Origin of the sequence: Nonlabens sp. Asnod2-A12 (genome assembly GCF_045063745.1) — a bacterium.
GTDB lineage: Bacteria > Bacteroidota > Bacteroidia > Flavobacteriales > Flavobacteriaceae > Nonlabens > Nonlabens xylanidelens.
Map to the genome: position 1 here is coordinate 192159 of NZ_JBEFOB010000003.1, position 20403 is coordinate 212561.

Consider the following 20403-nt stretch of genomic DNA (forward strand, 5'->3'; position numbering starts at 1 on the left):
TCTATTATGATCAGTCCTTTTTCTTTCAAATTACACATTATGAAATCACTATTATTAATTGCATTCTTAACATTAGGATTTATACCTTTTTTAAAGGCACAAAATATTAATCCTAATAAGGAACACATCTATTATACTGTTCAAGACGCTTTACAAGAACAAAAAGAAAAAGTTCATTTAAACCTGAGAGATCAATTCCTTTTCAAGCTACCTGATTCTATTGAAAAACTAAATAACGTAGTTTTCTTAAATGGAATGAAGAATAATTTTGAATATTGGGATAATAGGCTGTTTCAATTAAAACATTTAGAGGTACTTAATTTAAAAAATAATAAACTTAAATATATACCACATAATATAGCTTCACTTGATCAGTTAAAAAGTCTAGACCTAGCAGGGAATTCTATTAATCAGATTGATCCTGCTATTCATAAACTTAAAAGTTTAAATAGATTGTACCTTTCTAGCAATGAGCTTTCTTATTTACCTAATGAAATAACCAGTTGTACTTCTTTAAAGGTTTTAGAATTACAGCATAATCATTTAAGTTACCTGCCGCGGTCTATATATAATCTTAGAAACCTTCAAGTACTAGATTTAAGTCATAATCAATTTCATGATGTAGAGCCTTCTTACTTTAATTTACCATCATTAGAAATTTTAAAACTAGATAATAATAAACTTATCAACCTTCCAGAATCTATCGAGTTGTTAACTTCTTTAAAGCAGCTTAATTTAGAGAATAATTTACTTAAAAGTCTACCAGATAATATTTCAAAGTTATACAAACTAGAAACCTTAATCGTATCTAATAATCATTTATCAAGTTTCCCCAAAGATCTATCAGGTCTTAAACATCTAAGAACACTTATTATAACAAAAAATCCGGTTAGTGCTTCAGAGTTAGAGAGAATAACCCAAGCATTACCAGATTGTAAGATATATATGGATACTGTAGATTAATATGATCATGGTTTTTGTTCCGCTTTCGCGAAAGCGGAATTAACAACATTCCAGTGCTTAAATTAAGTATTCTAACTAGTTCAAATACTTACATATATGTATGACGTTGAATATAAATATAGAGCAGAATAGAATTACACGCACCCAGTTGTATCTAACAAGTTTAGTCTGGATATCACGATCTGTACTGTCGAGATCTATTTTTTCATGAAGAGAAATAAATACCAGCATAGTTAACAGCCAGTTGGTGGCTATTAACAATAAATCTATGATCTCAAAGAGGGAATAAGTCTGTTGAGTGACCATTATATAAACAGATAAGCTTAGTTGGGCAACCATTAAAGGAGCAACAATAGAAGTGATTTTACGAGTATATAAAGGATGCCATACAGATAGTTTCTCGCTTGTGTAGTGTAAAAAACTAGGGTAAATAATGATCTGTACCATCCAGATAAGTACGATTAGACCAAAATCTATCAGTAATTTAGTGAGAATTATAGCATTCATATTTTAGTAATTTTATAGGCCCAATAAATTAGAATAGGGTGAATGATTAGTAATCTAGACCAGCCTATCCATGAAGGTATGCATAAATCTCCAGCACAACTGCAATTAAGTAAAAAGTAAACGTGTGAAATAATGAAGGCTAGTAGCATAGCGATAGTTAAATAACCTGCCATTTTTCTAGTTTTAGAAAACACCGCCATGGAAGCCACTATTAATTCTACACTACCTGCTATGTAGTTAATAAGCAGTTTATTACCTAGCCAGTCAGGAATGACCTCTAGGTATATATCTGGCTTTATAAAATGCATGATTCCTGCAATTAGATAAACAGCTATAAATGTAAACAGTGATAGTTTATGTATTATTTGAGTTGCCATTTATAATCGGTATGAACTTTTTTAAGTATTAAGAAGAATGGTATCCACCATATAAAATCGTTAGTTATTAAGGTGTAAATAAACTCAAATGGTACAATGTCTTGCGCATAATTAAATATAAACCCTAACGGGCCAAATATTTTACCTAAGAATCCTACAGCTACTATAGGCCAGTGTTTCATAGGGTTATAACTAGCCCACCAGTAACCTAGTCCATAAACACCTATTACCATTCCCATGCCTTGCCACACCATAGGATGATTAAGCGGTTCCATACCTACTATTTCAAAGAAATGATTTGGGAATAATACAACCCAAGCTCCCCAAATAAGATTATAAACGGCAGCAAGTTTTAAGGTAAGTTTCATTTGTTCTTTATGTGGTAAGTCTGCAGTGATAGGATATCATTACAAACATTTTCTATCTATTAGAAATAGATTATTTAAAGAAACTTACCTATAAATAAATGGATGATTAAAAGTAGGTTTTACAAATTTTTACGATAGGTTCTTCTTCTTTTATGAAGAATAGGATTATAGTTTTTCCAAGATGCTTGGACCGCCATGTTATCTTCTAACTCTGGATTAGTCTCACATTTTGAAATACCATAATTCATGAAGTTCTGAGTGATGTTTCTAAACATCATGGCTGTAACTCCTTTACCTTGATATTCTGGATCGATACCTATTAGATAGAATGCCGCCTCTGTATTTTTCTTTTTAGCTTTTAATAAATGTAAAAAACCAAATGGGAATAATTTTCCATTTGCTTTTTGAAGTGCCTTAGAAAAAGAAGGCATCGTTATGGCAAATCCTACTAGCTTATCATCCTGATCTGTTACTAATTCTATGAAATCAGGATTTATAAAGGGTAAGTATTTATCTTTATAGAGCTCTATTTGATACTGTTGTATAGGTACAAATGTTACGAGATTACTGTATGTTTTATTAAGTAAATCAAACATCGCGTCTACATAGGGTAAAATCTCTTTAGTTGTTTTAAAACGTAAAGATTTAAGGTCATATTTACGCGCGATAATATCTGCAAAGCGGTTGATCTTATCGGGAATAGGGTTGGGTGGTTTAAATTTAAATTCCACCCATTCGGCAGCTTTTTCATAACCTAATTGTTCTAGATGCTCCATGTAATAAGAATGGTTGTACCAGGTAATCATGGTACTTACCTCATCAAAACCTTTGATAAGCATTCCAGCCTTATCCATATTAGAAAAGCCTACAGGACCTTCTGTAAATTCTAGTTTTTGTTCTCTACCTAACTCGTCCACTTTATTAAGAAGCGCTCTAGTAACTTCTATGTCGTCTATCATGTCCAGCCATCCAAAACGCATTTTAGATTTTTTCTGTTCATTAATTTCAATGTGATTAATTAATGCTGCAACGCGACCTACGATTTTATGGTCTTTATAAGCTAGAAACATCCAGCACTCTGCATTTTTGAAAACCTGATTTTTATCACGATCAAAAATATCAATTTCGTCTTTTATAATAGGTGGGACAAAATAGGCATTGTCCTTATAAAGGTCCAGTGGAAATTGGACAAACTTTTTTATGTCTTTCTTAGACTCAATTTTACGTACTTCAATCATAATTTATATTCCGCCTTCTTCTTCAAGATTGAGCTTATTCTTCTTTTTACCTTTTTTATTTTTCTTACCGCTACCTTGACCATTTGAAGTCTGCTTGATAGGAGAGTCCTTGTGAAAATCAAGTCGGTAAGACATTCCTACATTTACTTGAAAGACACTAGGTGTATCCTTAAAGTTTAACGTACCACTAGCATCTATTTGCCAGTCTTTGTTTACTAAATAAGCAACACCACCACGCGCAAGATCATCACTATAAAAGTCAGATTTGATCCCTTGATACTCTGCAAAGATCGCCCATTTATTATTTACACTGTGCGTCATGGTTAAGAACAACTGATAAGAAGGGAAGTCGGTACTTATTCTATCTGCTACTATATTAGTTACAAATACCCAACGACCCCAGTTATTTTGAGTTATTAATTCTATTCTTGGTGATACAGTAGGATCATTAGGCGGGACTAATGGGTTAGTAGTACTACCAAAATTTAAATTTGCTCCTGCATAAATAGATACAGCAGGAATAAGGTCTTTCCAGTTCAGTCTATTGTTTGCTTTCCAGCTTAATAAATTCACTTTTTTTTCACCAAAGAATTTAAGCGGATCAAAAACAAGGTATTTAGCACCTAACGTACTTCTAGAAAAATTAGAAAATGAGGTTTCTGAAGATACAGAACCATTAAAATCTGTTTGATCTACTGTCGCATAATTACCTATGTAAGAAAACTCAAGACGTTCAAGAAAAGCCCCATAGCGCAATTGAAAATTTGCTCCTATATGATCTCGGTCATAACGCTGTAAATCATGTTCTTCTGTTCTATAATATAAAGAGCCTTCAACTTGTGCAACACCTTTACCTACGGCAAATGCTCCCTGCGATCTTCCAGGACTATTTGTGTTTATTGTTTCTGTATATTGAGCATTTGCAAATTGAGTTGTAACAAAAAGCAATATGAGTAGACCAATACTTTTAAATGTGTGATTCATATATCATTATTCTAGATCAAATTTAATATTTCTTATAGAGTATCATGGATTAGACATATTATTTTTACATAAAAGATTATCATTTGGAATTTTTACAGACAGTATTAATCATATTAATAGTTCTAGTTGCCATAAGGTTATTATGGAAAGCATTTGGGAAAACGGTGCTTAAATGGCTAGGAATGAAAGCGATGCAGCGAGTTCAAAAGAGTTTTGAAAAACGTACTGGGTTCAATACGGGACAGAATCCTTTTCAGACGCAACAATCAACTTCTACTCAAAAATCAACACCGTTAAAATCAAATGAAAAGAAAAAGGTAGGTGAGTACATCGACTTTGAGGAAATTGATTAATTTTCCTAATTCATTTATTTAACGTCTTCATGAAGTTTGATTTTAAGAAATTATTGCCACATCTAGCTGTATTTGTGGTGTTTATTATTGCTGCACTTGCATATTTCCATCCTGTATTAAGTGGTAAAAAAGTGTATCAAAACGACATAGTTCAGTATAAAGGTAACGCTAGGCAGCTTATCGATCATCGAGCAGAGACTGGTGAAGAGCTTTATTGGACAGATGCTGTTTTTGGCGGGATGCCTACTTATCAGTTAGGAGCGCGTTATGATTATGATTTTATCGATAGTCTAGATAGAACGATAAGATTCTTACCTCGCCCAGCAGATTATCTATTTTTATACTTTGCGTCCTTTTATGTGCTTATGCTAGTAATGCGTGTAGATTGGAAAATAGGATTACTGGGAGCGCTTGCTTTTGGTTTTTCCACATACCTCATCATCATTCTCGGTGTAGGACATAATGCAAAAGCACATGCAATAGCCTATTTCCCGCTAGTGTTAAGTGGAATTATTTTAGTTTTTCAAAAACGTTACCTATTAGGTTTCATAGTTACCGCACTGGCTATGGCTCTAGAATTACAGGCTAACCATCCACAAATGACTTATTACTTGCTTCTTGCAGTAATTATTCTTGGTATCGCATATTTTATAGATGCCATTAATAAAAAAGTAGTGCCTCATTACTTTAAATCCATAGGTATCATGACCGCAGCTGTAGTTCTTGCACTGGGAACAAATGCTGGTAATTTACTTGCTACAAGTGAATATTCAAAAGAAAGTACTCGTGGAGCTTCAAATATTACGGTTAACGCTCAAGGCGAAAACGTGGAAGTTAAAGAAGGTCTGGACTATGATTATATCACTGATTACAGTTATGGACTGTCAGAAAGTTTTAACCTTATTCTGCCTCGTTTTGCAGGTGGTGGTAGTGGTGATGCTTATGAAGAAGATAGCAATAGCCGTCAACAGTTATTAAAAATAGATCCCTCTTCATTAAATGAAGAAGAAATGGGATACTTAAATCAGTTGGTATCTTTAAGTCAGCGCAAGTACTGGGGTGACCAGGCAATTGTAGAAGCTCCTGCCTATCTAGGTGTTAGCGTTGTTTTTCTTGCTTTACTTTCTTTATTTTTAATAAAAGGAAGATTAAAATGGTGGACACTTACCGCTATTGTTCTAACCTTACTACTTTCTTATGGTAAGAATTTAAGTTGGCTTACAGAGTTTTTTATCGATTACGTTCCATTTTACAATAAATTTAGAGCCGTTACATCTATTCAAGTAATTATAGAAATGTGCGTACCTATTCTAGCAGCTATAGGGTTGTGGCAATTCTTTAATGAGAAGACTGCTATTGATAAAAAACGCAAAGCTTTACTTTATGCAGGTGGTGGCTTTGCAGGTGTATTAGTTGTTATCGCTTTGTTAGGTTCTTTCTTATTTAACCTTACAGGACCTTATGACGAGTATTTACTAGATTTCCCACAATTAGGAGCTCGATATGTAGACGCTTTAAAAGCAGATCGTTTTGCTATGATCCAAAGCGATGCTTTAAAAGCATTACTTTATGTAGGTATTATTTGTGGTGCTTTATATTTATTACTGTCTGATAAAATAAAAGAAACCGTTGTATTAGTAATTTGTGGTGTGGTTATATTATTTGACCTGATCAGTTTTGATACACAATATGTAAATGATGAAGATTATGTGTCTGCTAGAGAGTATGCTTTACCTTTCTTAAAGACAGAGGCAGACGATTTAGTCCTTAAGGATAAATCACATTTTAGAGTTTACGACCAGTTAGCAGATCCTGTTAATAGTGGTAGGGCAGCTTACTTTCACAATGCAATGGGTGGATATCATGGTGCAAAGCCTCGCAGATTTCAAGATCTAATGAATTTTTATTTTGCCGGTCAGGAAGGAATTACTCGCGAGCAACTAGAAATCCTGGGTATGTTTAATACAAAGTATATTCTAGGCCAAAACGCAAATGGTACCGTAGCTCAACAAAATCCTATTTTATCAGGTAATGCATGGTTTGTTACAGATGTTAAAGTCGTAAAAGATCAAAATCAAGAGATCTTATCTATTAAAGAATTAAATGCAGATTCTCTTGCCATAATTACTGCAGATCAAAAAGAACTAATAGGACTTAAAACTATAAGTAAAGATTCTACAGCATCTATACAATTAACAAATTATAAAACTGAAGAGCTTACTTACACTAGTACGAACACTCAGGCTGGTCTTGCTGTGTTTTCAGAGATGTATTACCCTCATGGCTGGATAGCGACTATAGATGGAAAAGAAGCACCTATTGCACGTGTTAACTATGCATTGAGAGGACTGTCAGTTCCTGCAGGACAACATGAGATAGTTTTCAAGTTTGTACCTAGTGTAGTTAAAACAGGATCTACCATTATGTTGATCAGTAATATTCTATTATTACTCGTTATCTTAGGTGGATTATTTATCGCCTTAAAAAAGAAAATTTAAGTTGTTGAAAAAGCCTGTATTGATTATAAGTTATTACTGGCCTCCAGCAGGTGGACCAGGTGTGCAACGATGGTTAAAGTTTGCAAAATACCTACCTGAAAATGGGTATGACGTAACCGTTGTTGTTCCTGAAAATCCAGATTATCCTGTCTTGGACACTTCTCTTATGGAAGAAGTTCCAAAATCTATTCATCTCATAAAAGTTAAAATCAAAGAACCGAGTAGGATGGCAGGTAAGCTTTCGCGAAAGCGTACTAAAAACCTACAACGCGGTATTTTAAAGAAAGACGCTGGCATTTTAGAACGTGCTATGGTGTGGATGCGTGGTAATTTATTTGTTCCAGATGCACGAGTAGGATGGAAGCACCGTGTTCTAAAAGATATAGAGCCTTATTTAACAAATAATCCTACAGCTACTGTTATTACTACAGGACCGCCGCATTCTGTGCATTTAATAGGTTTAGAATTAAAGTCTCTTGTGCCTTCTGTAAAATGGCTGGCAGACTTCCGTGATCCATGGACCACTATAGGTTATCATAAAGATCTTAAACTAGGTAAACGTGCACAAAAACGTCATGTAGATTTAGAAAAAGAGGTGTTAAACACTGCAGATTTATTAATAGTAACTAGCCCGCATACAGGTAAAGAATTTAAAAGTAAAACATCACGACCTATACAGTTGATTACAAACGGATTTGATATATTACCTAATACACAGATGCGACAGCCAGAAGGTAAATTTGTACTATCTCACATAGGTACTTTATTATCAGATCGCAATCCGCAATTATTATGGGAATCATTACAGGAATTATGTAAAGAATCTACAGATTTTGCTGCAGATTTTCAATTACAATTGGCTGGTAATATAAGTGATGAAATTCTAGAGAGCCTTACTTATTTTAAATTAGATACTTATGTAGATAATAAAGGTTATGTGTCTCATGAAGAGTCTGTTGCGCTTATGTTTAAAGCTCAAGCCTTGTTGCTTATAGAAATAAACTCTGAAGAGACTAAAGCGATTTTACCTGGTAAGATATTTGAATATTTTGCGAGTCGCAGACCTATCATTGCAATAGGACCTAAAGAGGCAGATATAGAGCTGTTAATAACAGATACACATTCTGGGGAATTCTTTAATTACCAGCAAAAAACGGCTCTTAAGAAACACATTATCCATCTATATGATCTCTATAAAAAGGGAACTAATGATGGAAACTCTAACGATTTAATAGATCGATATAAAAGATCTTATTTAACTAAAATCCTTGCTAAAACCATAGACTACGTATGGGAATAGTCATTAAACAGTCAGGATGGAATCTCGTTATAACAGGCTTAGGCTTCGTGTTAGGTGCTTTGAATGTTTTAATTCTAGCACAGGTATATCTCTCTGACGATTATTATGGATTATGGAATTATGTACTGTCCTCGGCATTTTTGTATTTTCCATTAATGTCATTTGGTATTCATAATACCATTGTAAAATATTATTCTAGCTATTCTACAAAGCAGGAGCGCGATGCCTTTTTAACGCAAATGCTGTTGTGGCCATTATTTATCATTGTACCTGTTTTAGTTCTTATTTATATAGTACAAGAACCTATTGCAACATTTATTTCTGATAAAAATATCATTACCGGTAAATACTTGTGGTGCATACCGTTAGTGTCTATTTTTCAAGCTTATTTTGAGATCTTCTATGCTTGGGTAAAAGTACATATGAAGACTGTAGCAGGTAATTTTCTCAAAGAAGTATTCTATCGTGCTGCGGCAACGGTAACACTCTTATTACTCGCTACAGATGTTATTAATCAGCATCAGTTTATTTATAGTCTTGTTGTTATATATGCGTTGCGAGCGTTGTTAATGAAGATCATTGCGCTTAAAACCTATATGCCTCATTTTAGATTAAGTAAAATAGTCAATAGAGTTCAGGTTTTAAATTACTGTATTTATATGATTATCGCAGGTTCTATATCTACGGCTTTAATAGATCTAGATAAATTTATGCTGAATCAATATGTTGCTATCGATAAAATAGGGTTTTACGGCATAGCCGTTTTTATTGCTACGGTAATAGCTGTCCCAGCTCGTGGTATGGCGCAAATTACACATCCATTAACGGCAGGACATTTTAATAGAAATGAAATGAATCAGGTGCAAACTCTTTATAAAAGAAGTTCACTTAACCTGACCATTATAGCAGGATTTCTATTAGTGATTATTACTTGTAATCTTAATGAGTTTTATGAGTTAATGCAGCCAGAAACACGTGTTGCCATTCCAGTTGTTTTTTTAATTGCGATAACTAAGTTTTCTGAAAATGTTTTAGGTAGTAATAATGCGATTCTTTATAACAGTGACTTGTATAAAGTGACGCTTTGGATGGGACTGGTGTTAACCTTTGTGGCGATAGGACTGAATTGGATTCTTATTCCAGAATTTGGTTTAATAGGTGCTGCTATTGCTACTTGTGTGGCTTATTTGTGTTACGCTTTCGCGAAAGCGTACTACGTTTACTACAAATTAGACATGCATCCATGGACCGCAAAAACGTGGAGTTCTTTACTCATGATTGTAATAATTATTGGGTTGTTTTATTTTTGGGATTTTCCATGGAATCCGTATATAAATATTGCGGTTAAATCTATAATAATTGGGACCACATATTTGATAACTACTTATAAATTACATCTTTCTACAGAAATCAATCGTATTATAGAAAAATACATACCATAAAAAAATCCGATCATTATGATCGGATTTTTGTGTTTATATAAGTTTATTTTATCCTCTACGGGCGCTTCTAGAACTTGTACTGCGACTAGTTTTTTTATTAGAAGAGCTGGTAGATCTCGTACTTCTAGCTTGTGTGTTTCTAGAAGAAGTACCTCGTGAAGTAGCTCTACTATTTGTACTGCGAGTAGAACGTGTACTTACTGTATTTCTACTAGGTGTAGATCGAGTGGTAGTTGCTCTACTAGTTCGTGCAGGAGCAGTCGCTCTAACGGTACGGCTTCTATTACTAGTCGTTGCTGTTGTGCTGCGAGTAGTTCTATTACTTCTAGGAGTAGCAGTGGTAGACCTAGTCGTACTTCTGTTAGAAATAGCTCTAGTGTTTGCAGGTCTAGAAGTTCTAGTCGTTGCACTATTAGATCTACTGTTGCTTGTGGTATTGCGACGTGTAGCAACTCTAGTAGAAGTAGCAACATTTCTACCACGAGTGGTTCTAGTTACCTGACTTCTACCTGTAGAGATAGACTGTCTATTTCTATTTACTCTATTGTTTACAGCTACAGCTCTACCACGAGAATTGCGACGTCCTCTTTCAAAACTTCTATAAGTCACTCTATCATTAGGTCTGTAGAAACTTCTACGTGCGTTTGCTCTTCCATAACGACCATTATAATAGGTAGGCGTGTTCCAGTAATTTACATGATATGACCATGCATAACGAATAGGGAAATAAGATGCTCTATAAGGTGTGTTATAAATCACACATCTGTTTACCACCGGTACACGGTAATAATTGTGCCATGGTTGATACACATAACGTCTATTATAAGAGTTGATGTAACCGTCGTAGTAATTAATTACTCCTGGGCTACTATAATAAACTCTTAAATCACCTAGACGATTAATAAATCCATTGTTATAGTAAATATCTACAGTACCTATTTGATTTACGCGACCATAAGAATCATAGTAAATAGGGATTTCTTCTATTTGAATTACAGCTCCATAAGAATCGTACTGTACATAACGGTCATAATCATATCCTGAATTAAAAGAAACTTGAACGTTTCCTGTATTCACAAATACATTGACACCACTTCTATCTTGCAAATAATTGAAATCAAACTGACCGTCTGGAAAAACAGCAAACTCGATTCCATCTTGATTAAAAATAAAGTTCTTACTGTAATTACGGTAGCGTGTGTCGTCCTCTGAATTTTCGGCACTTGAGAATCCTAATCCTAGGATAAAAACAAGTGTTAGGGTAAATAGCTTTTTCATAATTTATAGTATTAATATCAGTAATTATGTCTACCGATGTTATATACTAATCAACCAGCGTGCCAAAAGTATAAACGCCTCGTTTTACCACCTATGTAATAAGTAGTATTTTATATTTAAACACTTTAAATTCAGTGTAATAAAAAACACCTGCTTTATAAAGCAGGTGTTGTATAAGTTAGTTTACATTAAAAAAATATGTTTAATTTATTGCTTTAAAATAAATTATTTAAAGCTCAGGTATTTTATTTTAGATGTTAATGGAGCATCATATACTTCGTTAATTCCATGATTTACATTTAGCGTAAAAACTACATTATCTACAGTTACTGTAACTCTAGATTCTACCTCGCTACCCATAGCTTTTGCATTGGGATAAACGCTTAATAATTCTGCATAAGTATTACCTATTCCTATCATTTTAGGTGGTGTAGCATTTTTATGAGTTAGTGCAATGTCGGTAACCTGGTCAGCAGTATAATAAATGTCTACCATAGGAAAACCACTTTTAGTAATCTGGTAAATAGGAATTTGCCCATCTCCAGATACTTTAATAGTCGGTTCCATATTCTGATTTGCTTTAATATTTACATTTTGCAATTCTTCTAGGTTCATTTCTGGTTTTAAACCTTCTAGCTCTATGTATTTCAAAGCTTCTAGGCCGTTAAAAGCAATTAAATCTTGTGCTATTGCTGGAGTAGATTTAGTTTTATCCACCACGGTTACGTTACCACTTGATTTTACACTAGTTTTTACATTGCGTGTATTTGATGGTATCATATGAGAAGAATCACCGGTAGTAGTAGGTGCTTTTGTATCTTCTTTACAACTAGAAATTGCAAAAATAACGGCTATTAAAACGATTAACTTTTTCATAATTGAGTATTAGTTAAGTCAAATCTACAATTAGTCCACGGTTATAACCTACACTTTAAGAAAGAAATAGCTAGTTCTATTCTTCCGTTTCTTTTCTTTTAAGAATACGTCCTCTAGGTTCATCTCCTTTGTGTAAAACTACATCAGAGTGTAAGAATTGAGCTGCCTGAGCAGAATCTTTTACTTTGCTAGCTGTGCGTTCTAACATAGCCTTTTCAAAATCATTAAGAACAGCATTTCTTAATCCTGTTTCTTTCCAGTTAGATTGTGGACGGCAGCCTATAGATATGGCACGTGCTAGTGATAATGCATCTAGTAACGCCTGGTTTGCTCCCTGACCCTTAAAAGGACTCATAGGGTGCGCTGCATCACCTATAAGTGTCGTGTCGTGATTATTTTTTAATTCTTCTGGATCGAGTAAAGATCTATCATAGACAGGATAACCAGAAATTTGTGATTCTTGTGTAGCATTCATTATTTCTGGGATAGGTGAGTGCCATTGTGTTCTTAATATAGCTTCCTTTTTAAGAGCTGCAGGACCTAATTTACTTAGTTTTTTAGCATTATTTTCTGACATTGGGAAACTAAGTTGCCACATGATCGTGTCAGATGAGAATGGCATCATATATATGCGTTCTTTTCCGTTTGCTGTTTGAAATACAGTAGCATTATCTAACAAATCATGTTCTAAACCATTAAGACTACTTAGTGGACAGATACCTAAAATAACAATACAATCTAGATAACGCAATGGAGTAGGAGCGTCACCTATTAACAGTTTGCGCGTGGTACTACGTATACCGTCTGCTCCCACGACTAAGTCGGCAGTTTTTATTATCTCTTCTCCATTTACTAGAAAGTTAAGATCTATAGCATCATTTTTATTTCTTTTAAAACCTATTAATTGGTGTCCCCAGGTGACCTTATCATCACCGCCCAATTGATCGAGTAATTCTTGACGTAAAGACTGTCGCGCGATATGTACGTTAGTCCGTTTTGAATAGGTGTTTTCTTTACTATCTAGCCATTTTCTGATTCCCCATTCTCCTATGACAGTGCCATCTGGTGTGTGTACTATATGTTTAGTAGACGTAATTCCTTCTATTAAACGAGTAATACCTAAGCCTTCTATAGCTTTACTAGCTTGTTGTAAAGTAAGGCCATAACCTTGTGAACGTTCATTAAAACTAGCATCACGTTCATACAGAGTAAAAGGAATACCACGATGCAAGCAGGCTACAGCAAGTGCTGTACCACCTATACCACCACCTATAATAGCGACATGTGGATAGTTATCTACAGCGGCAACAGGAAATGAGTCTGCGGGAAGGAGTCCTTTTCCTTCACAACTTAAACAGGTGTATTGGTGTGCTTTAGGTCTCTCAGGTGCAGGACCAGTATTATTTGATTTTTCAAATTGTTCTACGGCTCTTAGATAACTTAAACGCATTTTTTTGCGCAATCTTCTGCTTTTTTTTCCACGACCTAAACAGTCTGGACAGCTGGTCCATGCAGTGCTATTATGTTGCTCGTTTTTCAATTCTAATGATCATAAATGAGGTGTAAAGATAAAAAAGCTGATAGAATCAAGGGTTAGATTCTACCAGCTAGATCAACTGTAAGTTGTAAAAGAGTTCATACCACTCTTTTATTTAACTTATTTTATAAAGTCAAAGTTGTTATAACAAGTTACTTACCTTTTTTTTCCAGGTAGTAGCTAGAGCAATTTCTCCATTTAATTGAGAACTTATATCTTCATTATATAACTCAAACTCTTCTATTTTAGAACCTTGTCTAGGTGTAAAAACTAGCGCGACACGTTGCACTACCTCATAACTAGAGCTGTCGTTTTTAATACGATTAGTATTCTTTTTTACCTCACAAGATTTTATGTCGTTAAGATCTATTTGTTGAAATAACTCTTTGTCCTTTGTTTTATGATAGCAATATATTTTATTGAGGCTATCTAGTCCCAGAGCAAAGTCGTTGTGAACAGCATAATCTACTAGGGTTGCACGATTTTTTGCAATGTGTTGTTGCAAGGTTTCTTTAAGGTGTTTTTCTCTTTTTTTGGTTGTGCTGCTTATGATTACAAATGGTGTAATACAAACGATTAATAATATAGCGATAACCATAATCATTCCTGTATCCATGATATTTTTTTTGATAATGTGTATAGTAAGTTGACATGATTTTTTAAAAACCATGCGCATTTTAATTAAATAAGTAAATCACTAATTAATTACCAGAAAGAATGAAAGGGAAATATAATATCCTTAATAAAGGAATGATGAATAAATATGTAATCGTACTTTATAGTTTTACTACCTTGATTTAAAGTAAGGTAGCTACTTCTATTAAGTAATCCGGTGGTATGGAAATAATAATGATCAGTTGTTAATCGCGATCTTTCTGGAGCGGATAGGTGTACGATAGATGGCACATTTGCTCCTATAAATAGATGGTGATGGTAACTAGATGCAGCTTGTACTGTAGCGGTGTCCTCTATGGGATACTCGATTAAATGATCAGAAAACGTCACATTTCCAGCACTAACTGATACTACAAAGAGTACCGATAGGACGATGAAATTAATGAAATGTTGAATCGTTTTCAAAATAAAATAAATGCTTGATTTTAAACTTTGTACCTATAGAAAATGGTGTTTTCTAACAGCACAACAAATGAATAACAAAATCTGATATAGAAAATGGAATTTTAGTTAAATTATTCCCATGTTTCAAATTCTTTTGAGAATGAGATTGCTGGTTCTGGTATGTTTTATTTTTAAGATTCCGCTTTCGCGTAAGCGAGACCCATATCCATCTCCATATAATTTTATAAAGGTAATTCTAATGTTAAGGTAAGCGCACGTCCTACTAAATTTAAAAAATGGACACCTCAGATAATGTGGTAAATGCTTCTAGAAATTTCATACCTCTATAAGAATTCCCTTTTAAATTTAATTTGGGACTCCACACAGCTATGGTATATTCATTAGGGTAAATAGCAATAATCCCACCACCTACACCACTTTTACCAGGTAAACCTACTTTAAAAGCAAAATCTCCTGACTCATCATAAAAGCCGCAGGTAAGCAAGAGTGCATTAATTCTTTTAGTCTGACTTCTAGTGAGTATTTCTAGTTGATCATGTACCGTTTTTCCTTTATTGGATAAAAATAAAAACAGCTTAGATAAATCTTTACAACTTAATTCTAGAGAACAAATATCAAAGTAAAAATCCAGCACCTCATTAGGGTCATTTTTAATATTACCTAATGATTTTATAAAATTACATAGAGCGATATTGCGGTAACCTATCGTTTTTTCTGAAGATGATATTTTTGCACAATAATCTACCGTTTTATTAGGAGACATACTCCTTATAAATGCTAGTAGATCTTCTTTAGGATGGTCTAGATGGCTTATTAAAATGTCTGCAACAACTATAGCACCTGCATTTATGAATGGATTTCTAGGTATTCCATTATCGTTTTCTAATTGTATCAAAGAATTAAAACCGGTACCAGATGGTTCTACACCGACTCTATCCCATATACGCTCTCCCAGTATTTTATAGGCCAGACACAAGGACAGTACCTTTGCTATACTTTGTATAGAAAAATTTTCATCAAAGTCACCTATACCGTAGGATGCCCCAGAATTAGTGGCGATATGAACACCAAATTTTTCTGCATCTATGGTGGCTAGTTCTGGTATATAAGAGGCTAGATTACCTATGTTTTCCATCTTAGATACCTTCTCAAAGACCTTTTCTATCACCTCATTATTATCCATATACTCGACTTTATTTTCATTATTGTAGCAAAGATAATAGGGGAGCACCGCGTTTTAAGTCTCTATTACTATTTTTAAAAATGCCTTTCTATATTCTTGCTATTTATCTCACTGTAAGATAGTAGATTTTATAAGCTCGTTATTTAGGTAACATAACTTACTATTTATAATTGATTAATTGTGGTTTTAGTTCCGCTTTCGCGAAAGCGAGATAACAAAAAAAGCTCATAAATCAAAACACTCTTGATTCATAAGCTTTTAAATATTTAAGTTCTTTTCTAGAATTAATAGAGAACAAATCGTTTTCTATATCCATAAAATAGACTGTATAGAACTAGTTGATTAACTCTATTCTGTCTGAGGTAATGTTGATCAATTTCTCTTTATAAAGGTTACCGAGTGCTTTTTTATAAGACTTTTTACTCATGTTAAATTGAGCACGTATAGTCTCTGGCGCACTTTTATCAGTAACTAGTAAATAGCCATCTGGACTTTCTCTCAGCGCTTCTAGAACAATATTTGCGTCATGATCTATAACATTAAGATAGCCTTGAGGTCTAAGAGATACGTCTATCTTACCGTCTTCTCTTATGTTTTTAATAAAACCTATACCTTCCATGCCTTCTTCCATTTCAGAAAAAACATCACTTCTATAGAGTAATCCTTCTATCTCGCCCTCAATTAAAACATTATAACCTAGAGGTGTTTCTCTCTCTATGATTAATTTTACTTTATCACCTACCTGTAAATCCATTACTGTATAAATTTAAATACTCTTTTATTCTCTTATTTGTAAAAATGCAAAGGTAGGTCTTATATAAAGATTTAAAATTTGAGTAGTTAATATATATAATCACATCTTAAATCAAGAACGGAGTAGTGGAATAGGTGTTTTTAAAGTTCTATTCTATTTCATTTTTAGCTAAGAACTTTAGAATAAGCGTTGCAATTTCACTTGTTTTTTCTTCGGCCGCAAAATGACCAGCATCTAGAAGGTGCAACTCTGCATTAGGTAAATCTTTTAAATAAGCTCTGGCACCATTTGCATTAAATTTTAAATCCTTTTTACCCCAGGCTATTAAGGTTTTAGGTTGTTGCTCTTGTAGCATTTTTTGCCATTTAGGATATCTTATCAAGTTAGTATTATAATCTTTAAATAATTGTACCTGAATCTCTCTATCTTTCTTTGACGTTAAGAAGGCCAGATCATGTGTCCAAGCATCTGGACTTTGAATATTCCTATTTGTACTGTCTAGGTCAAATAAATACTGCTTATTTATGATAGCGTCTTTACCAGTTAGGCTGTATAAAAAATCATGCTTTGCTGTCGAGGTATCTGTTTGTGCTGTCCTAAAAAAGTCTTGTCGTTGAGGAGTAAGTCCTTCTAGATATGCATTTGCATTTTGAACGATTAAAGCATCCACACGTTTAGGGTTATTCATCATCATGCGATAACCTACAGGTGCGCCAAAGTCCTGCATATACATAACGTAATTCTCTATATCTAATTTATCGACCAGTTTTTCCATGTAAGAAGCCAGTAAATCAAACGTATAGTTAGTAGTGCTAGGGTCAAAATGTGTACTGTAACCAGATCCTAAATTATCTGGTGCAATAACATGATACCTAGTTGCTAGCATGGGAATTAAGTTTCTATAAGAATGTGAGGAAGAAGGGTAACCATGTAATAATACTATGGTGGGATTATGTTTATCTCCTGCCTCTCTATAAAAGAGTTTTGCACTATCCACTTCTACATAATTATAGATTGTTGCTGGTGGTAAATAGAATTCTTTTTCGGTGATTTTTGTGCTGTCCTGACATCCAAAAAATGCTGTGATCACCACTATAATTAGTGCAAATTTTCTCATCTTAAATTGCTATTTATTTTGATTTTTCATGAATTCTCTTATTTTTTTAATTATCGCATTACCATCTTCTTCAAGTGCAAAATGACCTGTATCATAAACATTATAATCTATTGTTTTAACGTCCTTTTTAAACGCTTGGGCACCACTTTCAGGGAAAAAGGCATCATTCTTACCCCAAACTATTAATAACGGCGGTTGATTATCTCTTAAATACTGTTGCCACTGTGGATATAGTTTTATATTATTTTGATAATCATAAAACAAATCTATGTTAACGGCATGTGCATTAGGTCTAGATAATCTTAAATAATCTAAATTATAACTATCAGGATCTACAGTTTCTACATCTCTAACTCCATGTGTGTATTGCCATTTTAAACCTTCTAAAGTAAATGCAGGTAATAAGGCATTTTCGGTTTCTTCGGTTCTGTTTTCCCAGAGAGCTCTTATTCCAGCCCAGGCTTCTCCTAGACCTTCTTCATAAGCATTTCCATTTTGATTTATGATAGCCGTAATTCTTTCTGGATGTGCTGTTGCAAGTCTAAAACCTATAGGGGCACCATAATCTTGAATCATGATGGCATAAGAATTAATTCCTTTTTTTTCTAAAAAGGAATCTACGACAGTCGCGATATTGTCAAATGTGTAATCAAATGCTTCTGATTCTGGAAAATCACTGTTACCAAAGCCAGGATAGTCAGGAGCGATTAAATGATACTCATCAGATAATTGTGTTAGTACTTTTCTGTACTGGTAAGATGACGCAGGAAAACCATGCAATAAAACGATGGTAGGATTATTAACATTACCTGCTTCTCTATAAGCTATGTTGATACCGTTAACTTCTAGTGTTTTATATGCTACGCTCGTTTCTTGATGTGGAGTATTAGATAATGTAGCGCTAGTTGCAGTGTCTGTTACTAATGGTGTTTCTTGTTTACAAGAGATAAGTAATAAAACAATACTTAATGATAGAATAATATTTTTCATGATTTTGATTTAAGTCTCCGTATAATTAAGGAGGTATGTAAAAAGTCATCACCGATACTTGTACCGGTGATGACTTTTATTCACATTATTTAGTTTCTACCAGCCATAACGCCACCATCTGTATCCCAAATAGCACCTGTTACCCAAGCAGCTTTGTCAGATAATAAAAACACTATACTGTTTGCTATATCTTGAGATTCTCCAAAACGACCTATAGGGTGAAAACCATTAAAACCTACTAAGGCTTCTTTTGCAGCTTCTTCACTTCCAAAAACGCTATGATAAACAGGTGTGTTTACTAAAGCTGGAGAAACAGCATTAACACGTATGTTATCATCTGCTAGTTCCATAGCTAGATGTTGTGTTAAGGAATGTAGTCCTGCTTTTTGCATAGAGTATGCGGTAGATGGTGTTGCTTTTACAGCTTGTTTTGCCCACATAGAACCTACGTTTACAATGGAACCTCCTTGTGTTGCTTTCATTTTTTTAGCTGCACTTTGTGTGATAAAGAAGAAACCTCTGTTTAAGTCTAAATAAGAGTTATAATCTTCCATAGTGTGATCTAAAAATGGTTTAGGTCCAAAAATACCTGAAGCATTTACTAAATAATCTAAGTTGTCTAAACCATCTATACTTTCAATAAGTGATGCTACTTCGGTAGTATTAGATATGTTAACTGTGTGTTTAATTAGATTATCAGCGTCGGCTATTTTATTAGTGTTTCTTCCTACTACGTGCACTGTAGCACCACCTTCTAATAAAGCATTTGTTGTTGCATTACCGATTCCACTTGTTCCACCTATTACTAAGGCTACTTTGTTTGCAAATTCTTTCATTTTGTTTACTTTAATTGTTGATTAAAGACAGACAGGTCTGTCTATTTGTTTATAAAATTTTTTTAAGCTATTATTTTTTCACACAAATTTTTTGACTCTATAATAGGCCAGTCTTGTTGATGTAGATGACTTTCTCCCACAGCACTTTCATAGAGTAAATAGATTTGTCTAGATAAGGAATTGACTTGTTCTCCATTAATACCTTCTATATTGTGTTTTACTAATTGAGTAATGATGTCAATAAAGCTATTTTTTTGAGATTGTATCTCGTTTCTTATAATTTCATTATCCTTAGGGATTTCTGAAACTGTTTTAATACACCAACAGCCATTAAAGTCTTTATCTTGATAGAATAATTTAAGAAAATCAAATATGGCGAGTATTTGGTCTTTGCCTTTCTTTCTAGACTGAGTAAAACTTTGAAAATCTGTCAAAAAGTTAATGTTTTTGAATTTAAGGTAAGCCAAACAAATTTCTTCTTTTGATTTAAAATGATTGTATAAAGTAGCCTTGGCAATTCCAGCTTCGTCAATTATTTGATTGATACCAGTAGAGTTATAGCCATTTTTATAAAATAAAAAGGAAGCTGTTTCTATAATTCTATTTTTTACTTCGGCATGTTTCATAATACAAATTTACTTTAAATTCACAAAAACAGACTAGTCTGTCTGTTTTTATATTAAAGTTAACATCATAGATTTTATAAAAGTATTGTTTTTGGG

General features: G+C 33.7%; 21 protein-coding genes. 5 read left to right on the forward strand and 16 right to left on the reverse strand.

Translation table 11 applies throughout. From position 1 onward, the window contains the following. Positions 1-39: 39 nt before the first annotated feature. On the forward strand, positions 40-963 hold the full coding sequence (locus tag ACJJVJ_RS00920; RefSeq protein WP_405368298.1) for a leucine-rich repeat domain-containing protein: 924 nt from the start codon (positions 40-42) through the stop codon (positions 961-963). A 75-nt stretch (positions 964-1038) separates the two neighbouring features. On the opposite strand, the gene ACJJVJ_RS00925 is transcribed toward ACJJVJ_RS00920, so the two are convergent. The 5 genes from ACJJVJ_RS00925 to ACJJVJ_RS00945 all read right to left on the reverse strand — a co-directional run bounded on the left by ACJJVJ_RS00925 (position 1039) and on the right by ACJJVJ_RS00945 (position 4437). Further along, positions 1039-1470, reverse strand: a complete 432-nt coding sequence (locus ACJJVJ_RS00925; RefSeq protein ID WP_405368300.1) for a hypothetical protein — start codon at positions 1468-1470, stop codon at positions 1039-1041. Further along, positions 1467-1847: a MauE/DoxX family redox-associated membrane protein gene (locus ACJJVJ_RS00930; RefSeq protein WP_405368302.1), complete on the reverse strand. Its 381-nt coding sequence runs from the start codon at positions 1845-1847 to the stop codon at positions 1467-1469. The genes ACJJVJ_RS00925 and ACJJVJ_RS00930 overlap by 4 nt, the downstream gene beginning before the upstream one ends. Continuing rightward, the gene (locus ACJJVJ_RS00935; protein WP_405368304.1) at positions 1832-2215 is read right to left on the reverse strand and encodes an alkyl hydroperoxide reductase; all 384 of its coding nucleotides are present in this window, start codon (positions 2213-2215) and stop codon (positions 1832-1834) included. The genes ACJJVJ_RS00930 and ACJJVJ_RS00935 overlap by 16 nt, the downstream gene beginning before the upstream one ends. A gap of 119 nt (positions 2216-2334) precedes the next feature. Continuing rightward, a complete protein-coding gene (locus ACJJVJ_RS00940) occupies positions 2335-3453 on the reverse strand; it encodes a GNAT family N-acetyltransferase (RefSeq protein ID WP_104515983.1) in 1119 nt (372 codons plus the stop codon). Positions 3454-3456: 3 nt separating this feature from the next. After that, a complete protein-coding gene (locus tag ACJJVJ_RS00945; RefSeq protein WP_170034612.1) occupies positions 3457-4437 on the reverse strand; it encodes a transporter in 981 nt (326 codons plus the stop codon). An 83-nt stretch (positions 4438-4520) separates the two neighbouring features. Here ACJJVJ_RS00945 and ACJJVJ_RS00950 point away from each other — a divergent pair, with 83 nt between their 5' ends. The 4 genes from ACJJVJ_RS00950 to ACJJVJ_RS00965 are packed head-to-tail and all read left to right on the forward strand — an operon-like array spanning position 4521 to position 10030. Then, positions 4521-4790: a DUF4834 family protein gene (locus ACJJVJ_RS00950; protein ID WP_170034614.1), complete on the forward strand. Its 270-nt coding sequence runs from the start codon at positions 4521-4523 to the stop codon at positions 4788-4790. A gap of 29 nt (positions 4791-4819) precedes the next feature. Continuing rightward, complete coding sequence (locus ACJJVJ_RS00955; protein ID WP_405368307.1) at positions 4820-7288, forward strand: YfhO family protein; 2469 nt, start codon at positions 4820-4822, stop codon at positions 7286-7288. 4 nt (positions 7289-7292) lie between these two features. Then, complete coding sequence (locus ACJJVJ_RS00960; RefSeq protein ID WP_405368309.1) at positions 7293-8588, forward strand: glycosyl transferase family 1; 1296 nt, start codon at positions 7293-7295, stop codon at positions 8586-8588. After that, entirely contained in the window at positions 8579-10030 is a 1452-nt protein-coding gene (locus ACJJVJ_RS00965) for a polysaccharide biosynthesis C-terminal domain-containing protein (RefSeq protein WP_405368310.1), read from the forward strand. Before ACJJVJ_RS00960 ends, ACJJVJ_RS00965 begins: the two co-directional genes overlap by 10 nt. Before the next feature lie 48 nt (positions 10031-10078). On the opposite strand, the gene ACJJVJ_RS00970 is transcribed toward ACJJVJ_RS00965, so the two are convergent. From ACJJVJ_RS00970 to ACJJVJ_RS01020, 11 genes are all read right to left on the reverse strand, one after another. Further along, positions 10079-11308, reverse strand: a complete 1230-nt coding sequence (locus tag ACJJVJ_RS00970; RefSeq protein ID WP_405368312.1) for a hypothetical protein — start codon at positions 11306-11308, stop codon at positions 10079-10081. 225 nt (positions 11309-11533) lie between these two features. Then, the gene (locus ACJJVJ_RS00975; protein ID WP_405368314.1) at positions 11534-12184 is read right to left on the reverse strand and encodes a hypothetical protein; all 651 of its coding nucleotides are present in this window, start codon (positions 12182-12184) and stop codon (positions 11534-11536) included. A 76-nt stretch (positions 12185-12260) separates the two neighbouring features. Continuing rightward, positions 12261-13724 carry an FAD-dependent oxidoreductase gene (locus tag ACJJVJ_RS00980; protein ID WP_405368316.1) on the reverse strand — a complete coding sequence of 488 codons (1464 nt, stop codon included), beginning with the start codon at positions 13722-13724 and terminating at the stop codon, positions 12261-12263. Positions 13725-13863: 139 nt separating this feature from the next. Further along, positions 13864-14337 (reverse strand): hypothetical protein, encoded by a 474-nt coding sequence (locus ACJJVJ_RS00985; protein ID WP_405368317.1) that lies wholly within the window; start codon positions 14335-14337, stop codon positions 13864-13866. Positions 14338-14426: 89 nt separating this feature from the next. Beyond that, positions 14427-14801, reverse strand: a complete 375-nt coding sequence (locus tag ACJJVJ_RS00990) for a hypothetical protein (protein ID WP_405368319.1) — start codon at positions 14799-14801, stop codon at positions 14427-14429. 268 nt (positions 14802-15069) lie between these two features. After that, a complete protein-coding gene (locus tag ACJJVJ_RS00995) occupies positions 15070-15984 on the reverse strand; it encodes a glutaminase (protein ID WP_405368320.1) in 915 nt (304 codons plus the stop codon). Between the two features lie 334 nt (positions 15985-16318). Next, positions 16319-16738 carry a DNA-binding protein gene (locus tag ACJJVJ_RS01000; protein WP_405368322.1) on the reverse strand — a complete coding sequence of 140 codons (420 nt, stop codon included), beginning with the start codon at positions 16736-16738 and terminating at the stop codon, positions 16319-16321. A 148-nt stretch (positions 16739-16886) separates the two neighbouring features. After that, complete coding sequence (locus ACJJVJ_RS01005) at positions 16887-17855, reverse strand: alpha/beta fold hydrolase (protein ID WP_405368324.1); 969 nt, start codon at positions 17853-17855, stop codon at positions 16887-16889. 9 nt (positions 17856-17864) lie between these two features. Further along, positions 17865-18845, reverse strand: a complete 981-nt coding sequence (locus tag ACJJVJ_RS01010; protein WP_405368325.1) for an alpha/beta fold hydrolase — start codon at positions 18843-18845, stop codon at positions 17865-17867. A gap of 89 nt (positions 18846-18934) precedes the next feature. Continuing rightward, positions 18935-19681 carry an SDR family NAD(P)-dependent oxidoreductase gene (locus ACJJVJ_RS01015; protein WP_405368327.1) on the reverse strand — a complete coding sequence of 249 codons (747 nt, stop codon included), beginning with the start codon at positions 19679-19681 and terminating at the stop codon, positions 18935-18937. A 62-nt stretch (positions 19682-19743) separates the two neighbouring features. Further along, on the reverse strand, positions 19744-20307 hold the full coding sequence (locus ACJJVJ_RS01020) for a TetR/AcrR family transcriptional regulator (protein ID WP_405368329.1): 564 nt from the start codon (positions 20305-20307) through the stop codon (positions 19744-19746). Positions 20308-20403: the final 96 nt, after the last annotated feature.

Excerpts from the sequence above, each read along its gene's own strand:
- ACJJVJ_RS00920 (WP_405368298.1), top strand. The coding sequence starts at position 40 with ATGAAATCACTATTATTAATTGCATTCTTAACATTAGGATTTATACCT.
- ACJJVJ_RS00925 (WP_405368300.1), bottom strand. The coding sequence starts at position 1,470 with ATGAATGCTATAATTCTCACTAAATTACTGATAGATTTTGGTCTAATC.
- ACJJVJ_RS00930 (WP_405368302.1), bottom strand. The coding sequence starts at position 1,847 with ATGGCAACTCAAATAATACATAAACTATCACTGTTTACATTTATAGCT.
- ACJJVJ_RS00935 (WP_405368304.1), bottom strand. The coding sequence starts at position 2,215 with ATGAAACTTACCTTAAAACTTGCTGCCGTTTATAATCTTATTTGGGGA.
- ACJJVJ_RS00940 (WP_104515983.1), bottom strand. The coding sequence starts at position 3,453 with ATGATTGAAGTACGTAAAATTGAGTCTAAGAAAGACATAAAAAAGTTT.
- ACJJVJ_RS00945 (WP_170034612.1), bottom strand. The coding sequence starts at position 4,437 with ATGAATCACACATTTAAAAGTATTGGTCTACTCATATTGCTTTTTGTT.
- ACJJVJ_RS00955 (WP_405368307.1), top strand. The coding sequence starts at position 4,820 with ATGAAGTTTGATTTTAAGAAATTATTGCCACATCTAGCTGTATTTGTG.
- ACJJVJ_RS00965 (WP_405368310.1), top strand. The coding sequence starts at position 8,579 with ATGGGAATAGTCATTAAACAGTCAGGATGGAATCTCGTTATAACAGGC.
- ACJJVJ_RS00970 (WP_405368312.1), bottom strand. The coding sequence starts at position 11,308 with ATGAAAAAGCTATTTACCCTAACACTTGTTTTTATCCTAGGATTAGGA.
- ACJJVJ_RS00975 (WP_405368314.1), bottom strand. The coding sequence starts at position 12,184 with ATGAAAAAGTTAATCGTTTTAATAGCCGTTATTTTTGCAATTTCTAGT.
- ACJJVJ_RS00985 (WP_405368317.1), bottom strand. The coding sequence starts at position 14,337 with ATGGATACAGGAATGATTATGGTTATCGCTATATTATTAATCGTTTGT.
- ACJJVJ_RS00995 (WP_405368320.1), bottom strand. The coding sequence starts at position 15,984 with ATGGATAATAATGAGGTGATAGAAAAGGTCTTTGAGAAGGTATCTAAG.
- ACJJVJ_RS01000 (WP_405368322.1), bottom strand. The coding sequence starts at position 16,738 with ATGGATTTACAGGTAGGTGATAAAGTAAAATTAATCATAGAGAGAGAA.
- ACJJVJ_RS01005 (WP_405368324.1), bottom strand. The coding sequence starts at position 17,855 with ATGAGAAAATTTGCACTAATTATAGTGGTGATCACAGCATTTTTTGGA.
- ACJJVJ_RS01010 (WP_405368325.1), bottom strand. The coding sequence starts at position 18,845 with ATGAAAAATATTATTCTATCATTAAGTATTGTTTTATTACTTATCTCT.
- ACJJVJ_RS01015 (WP_405368327.1), bottom strand. The coding sequence starts at position 19,681 with ATGAAAGAATTTGCAAACAAAGTAGCCTTAGTAATAGGTGGAACAAGT.
- ACJJVJ_RS01020 (WP_405368329.1), bottom strand. The coding sequence starts at position 20,307 with ATGAAACATGCCGAAGTAAAAAATAGAATTATAGAAACAGCTTCCTTT.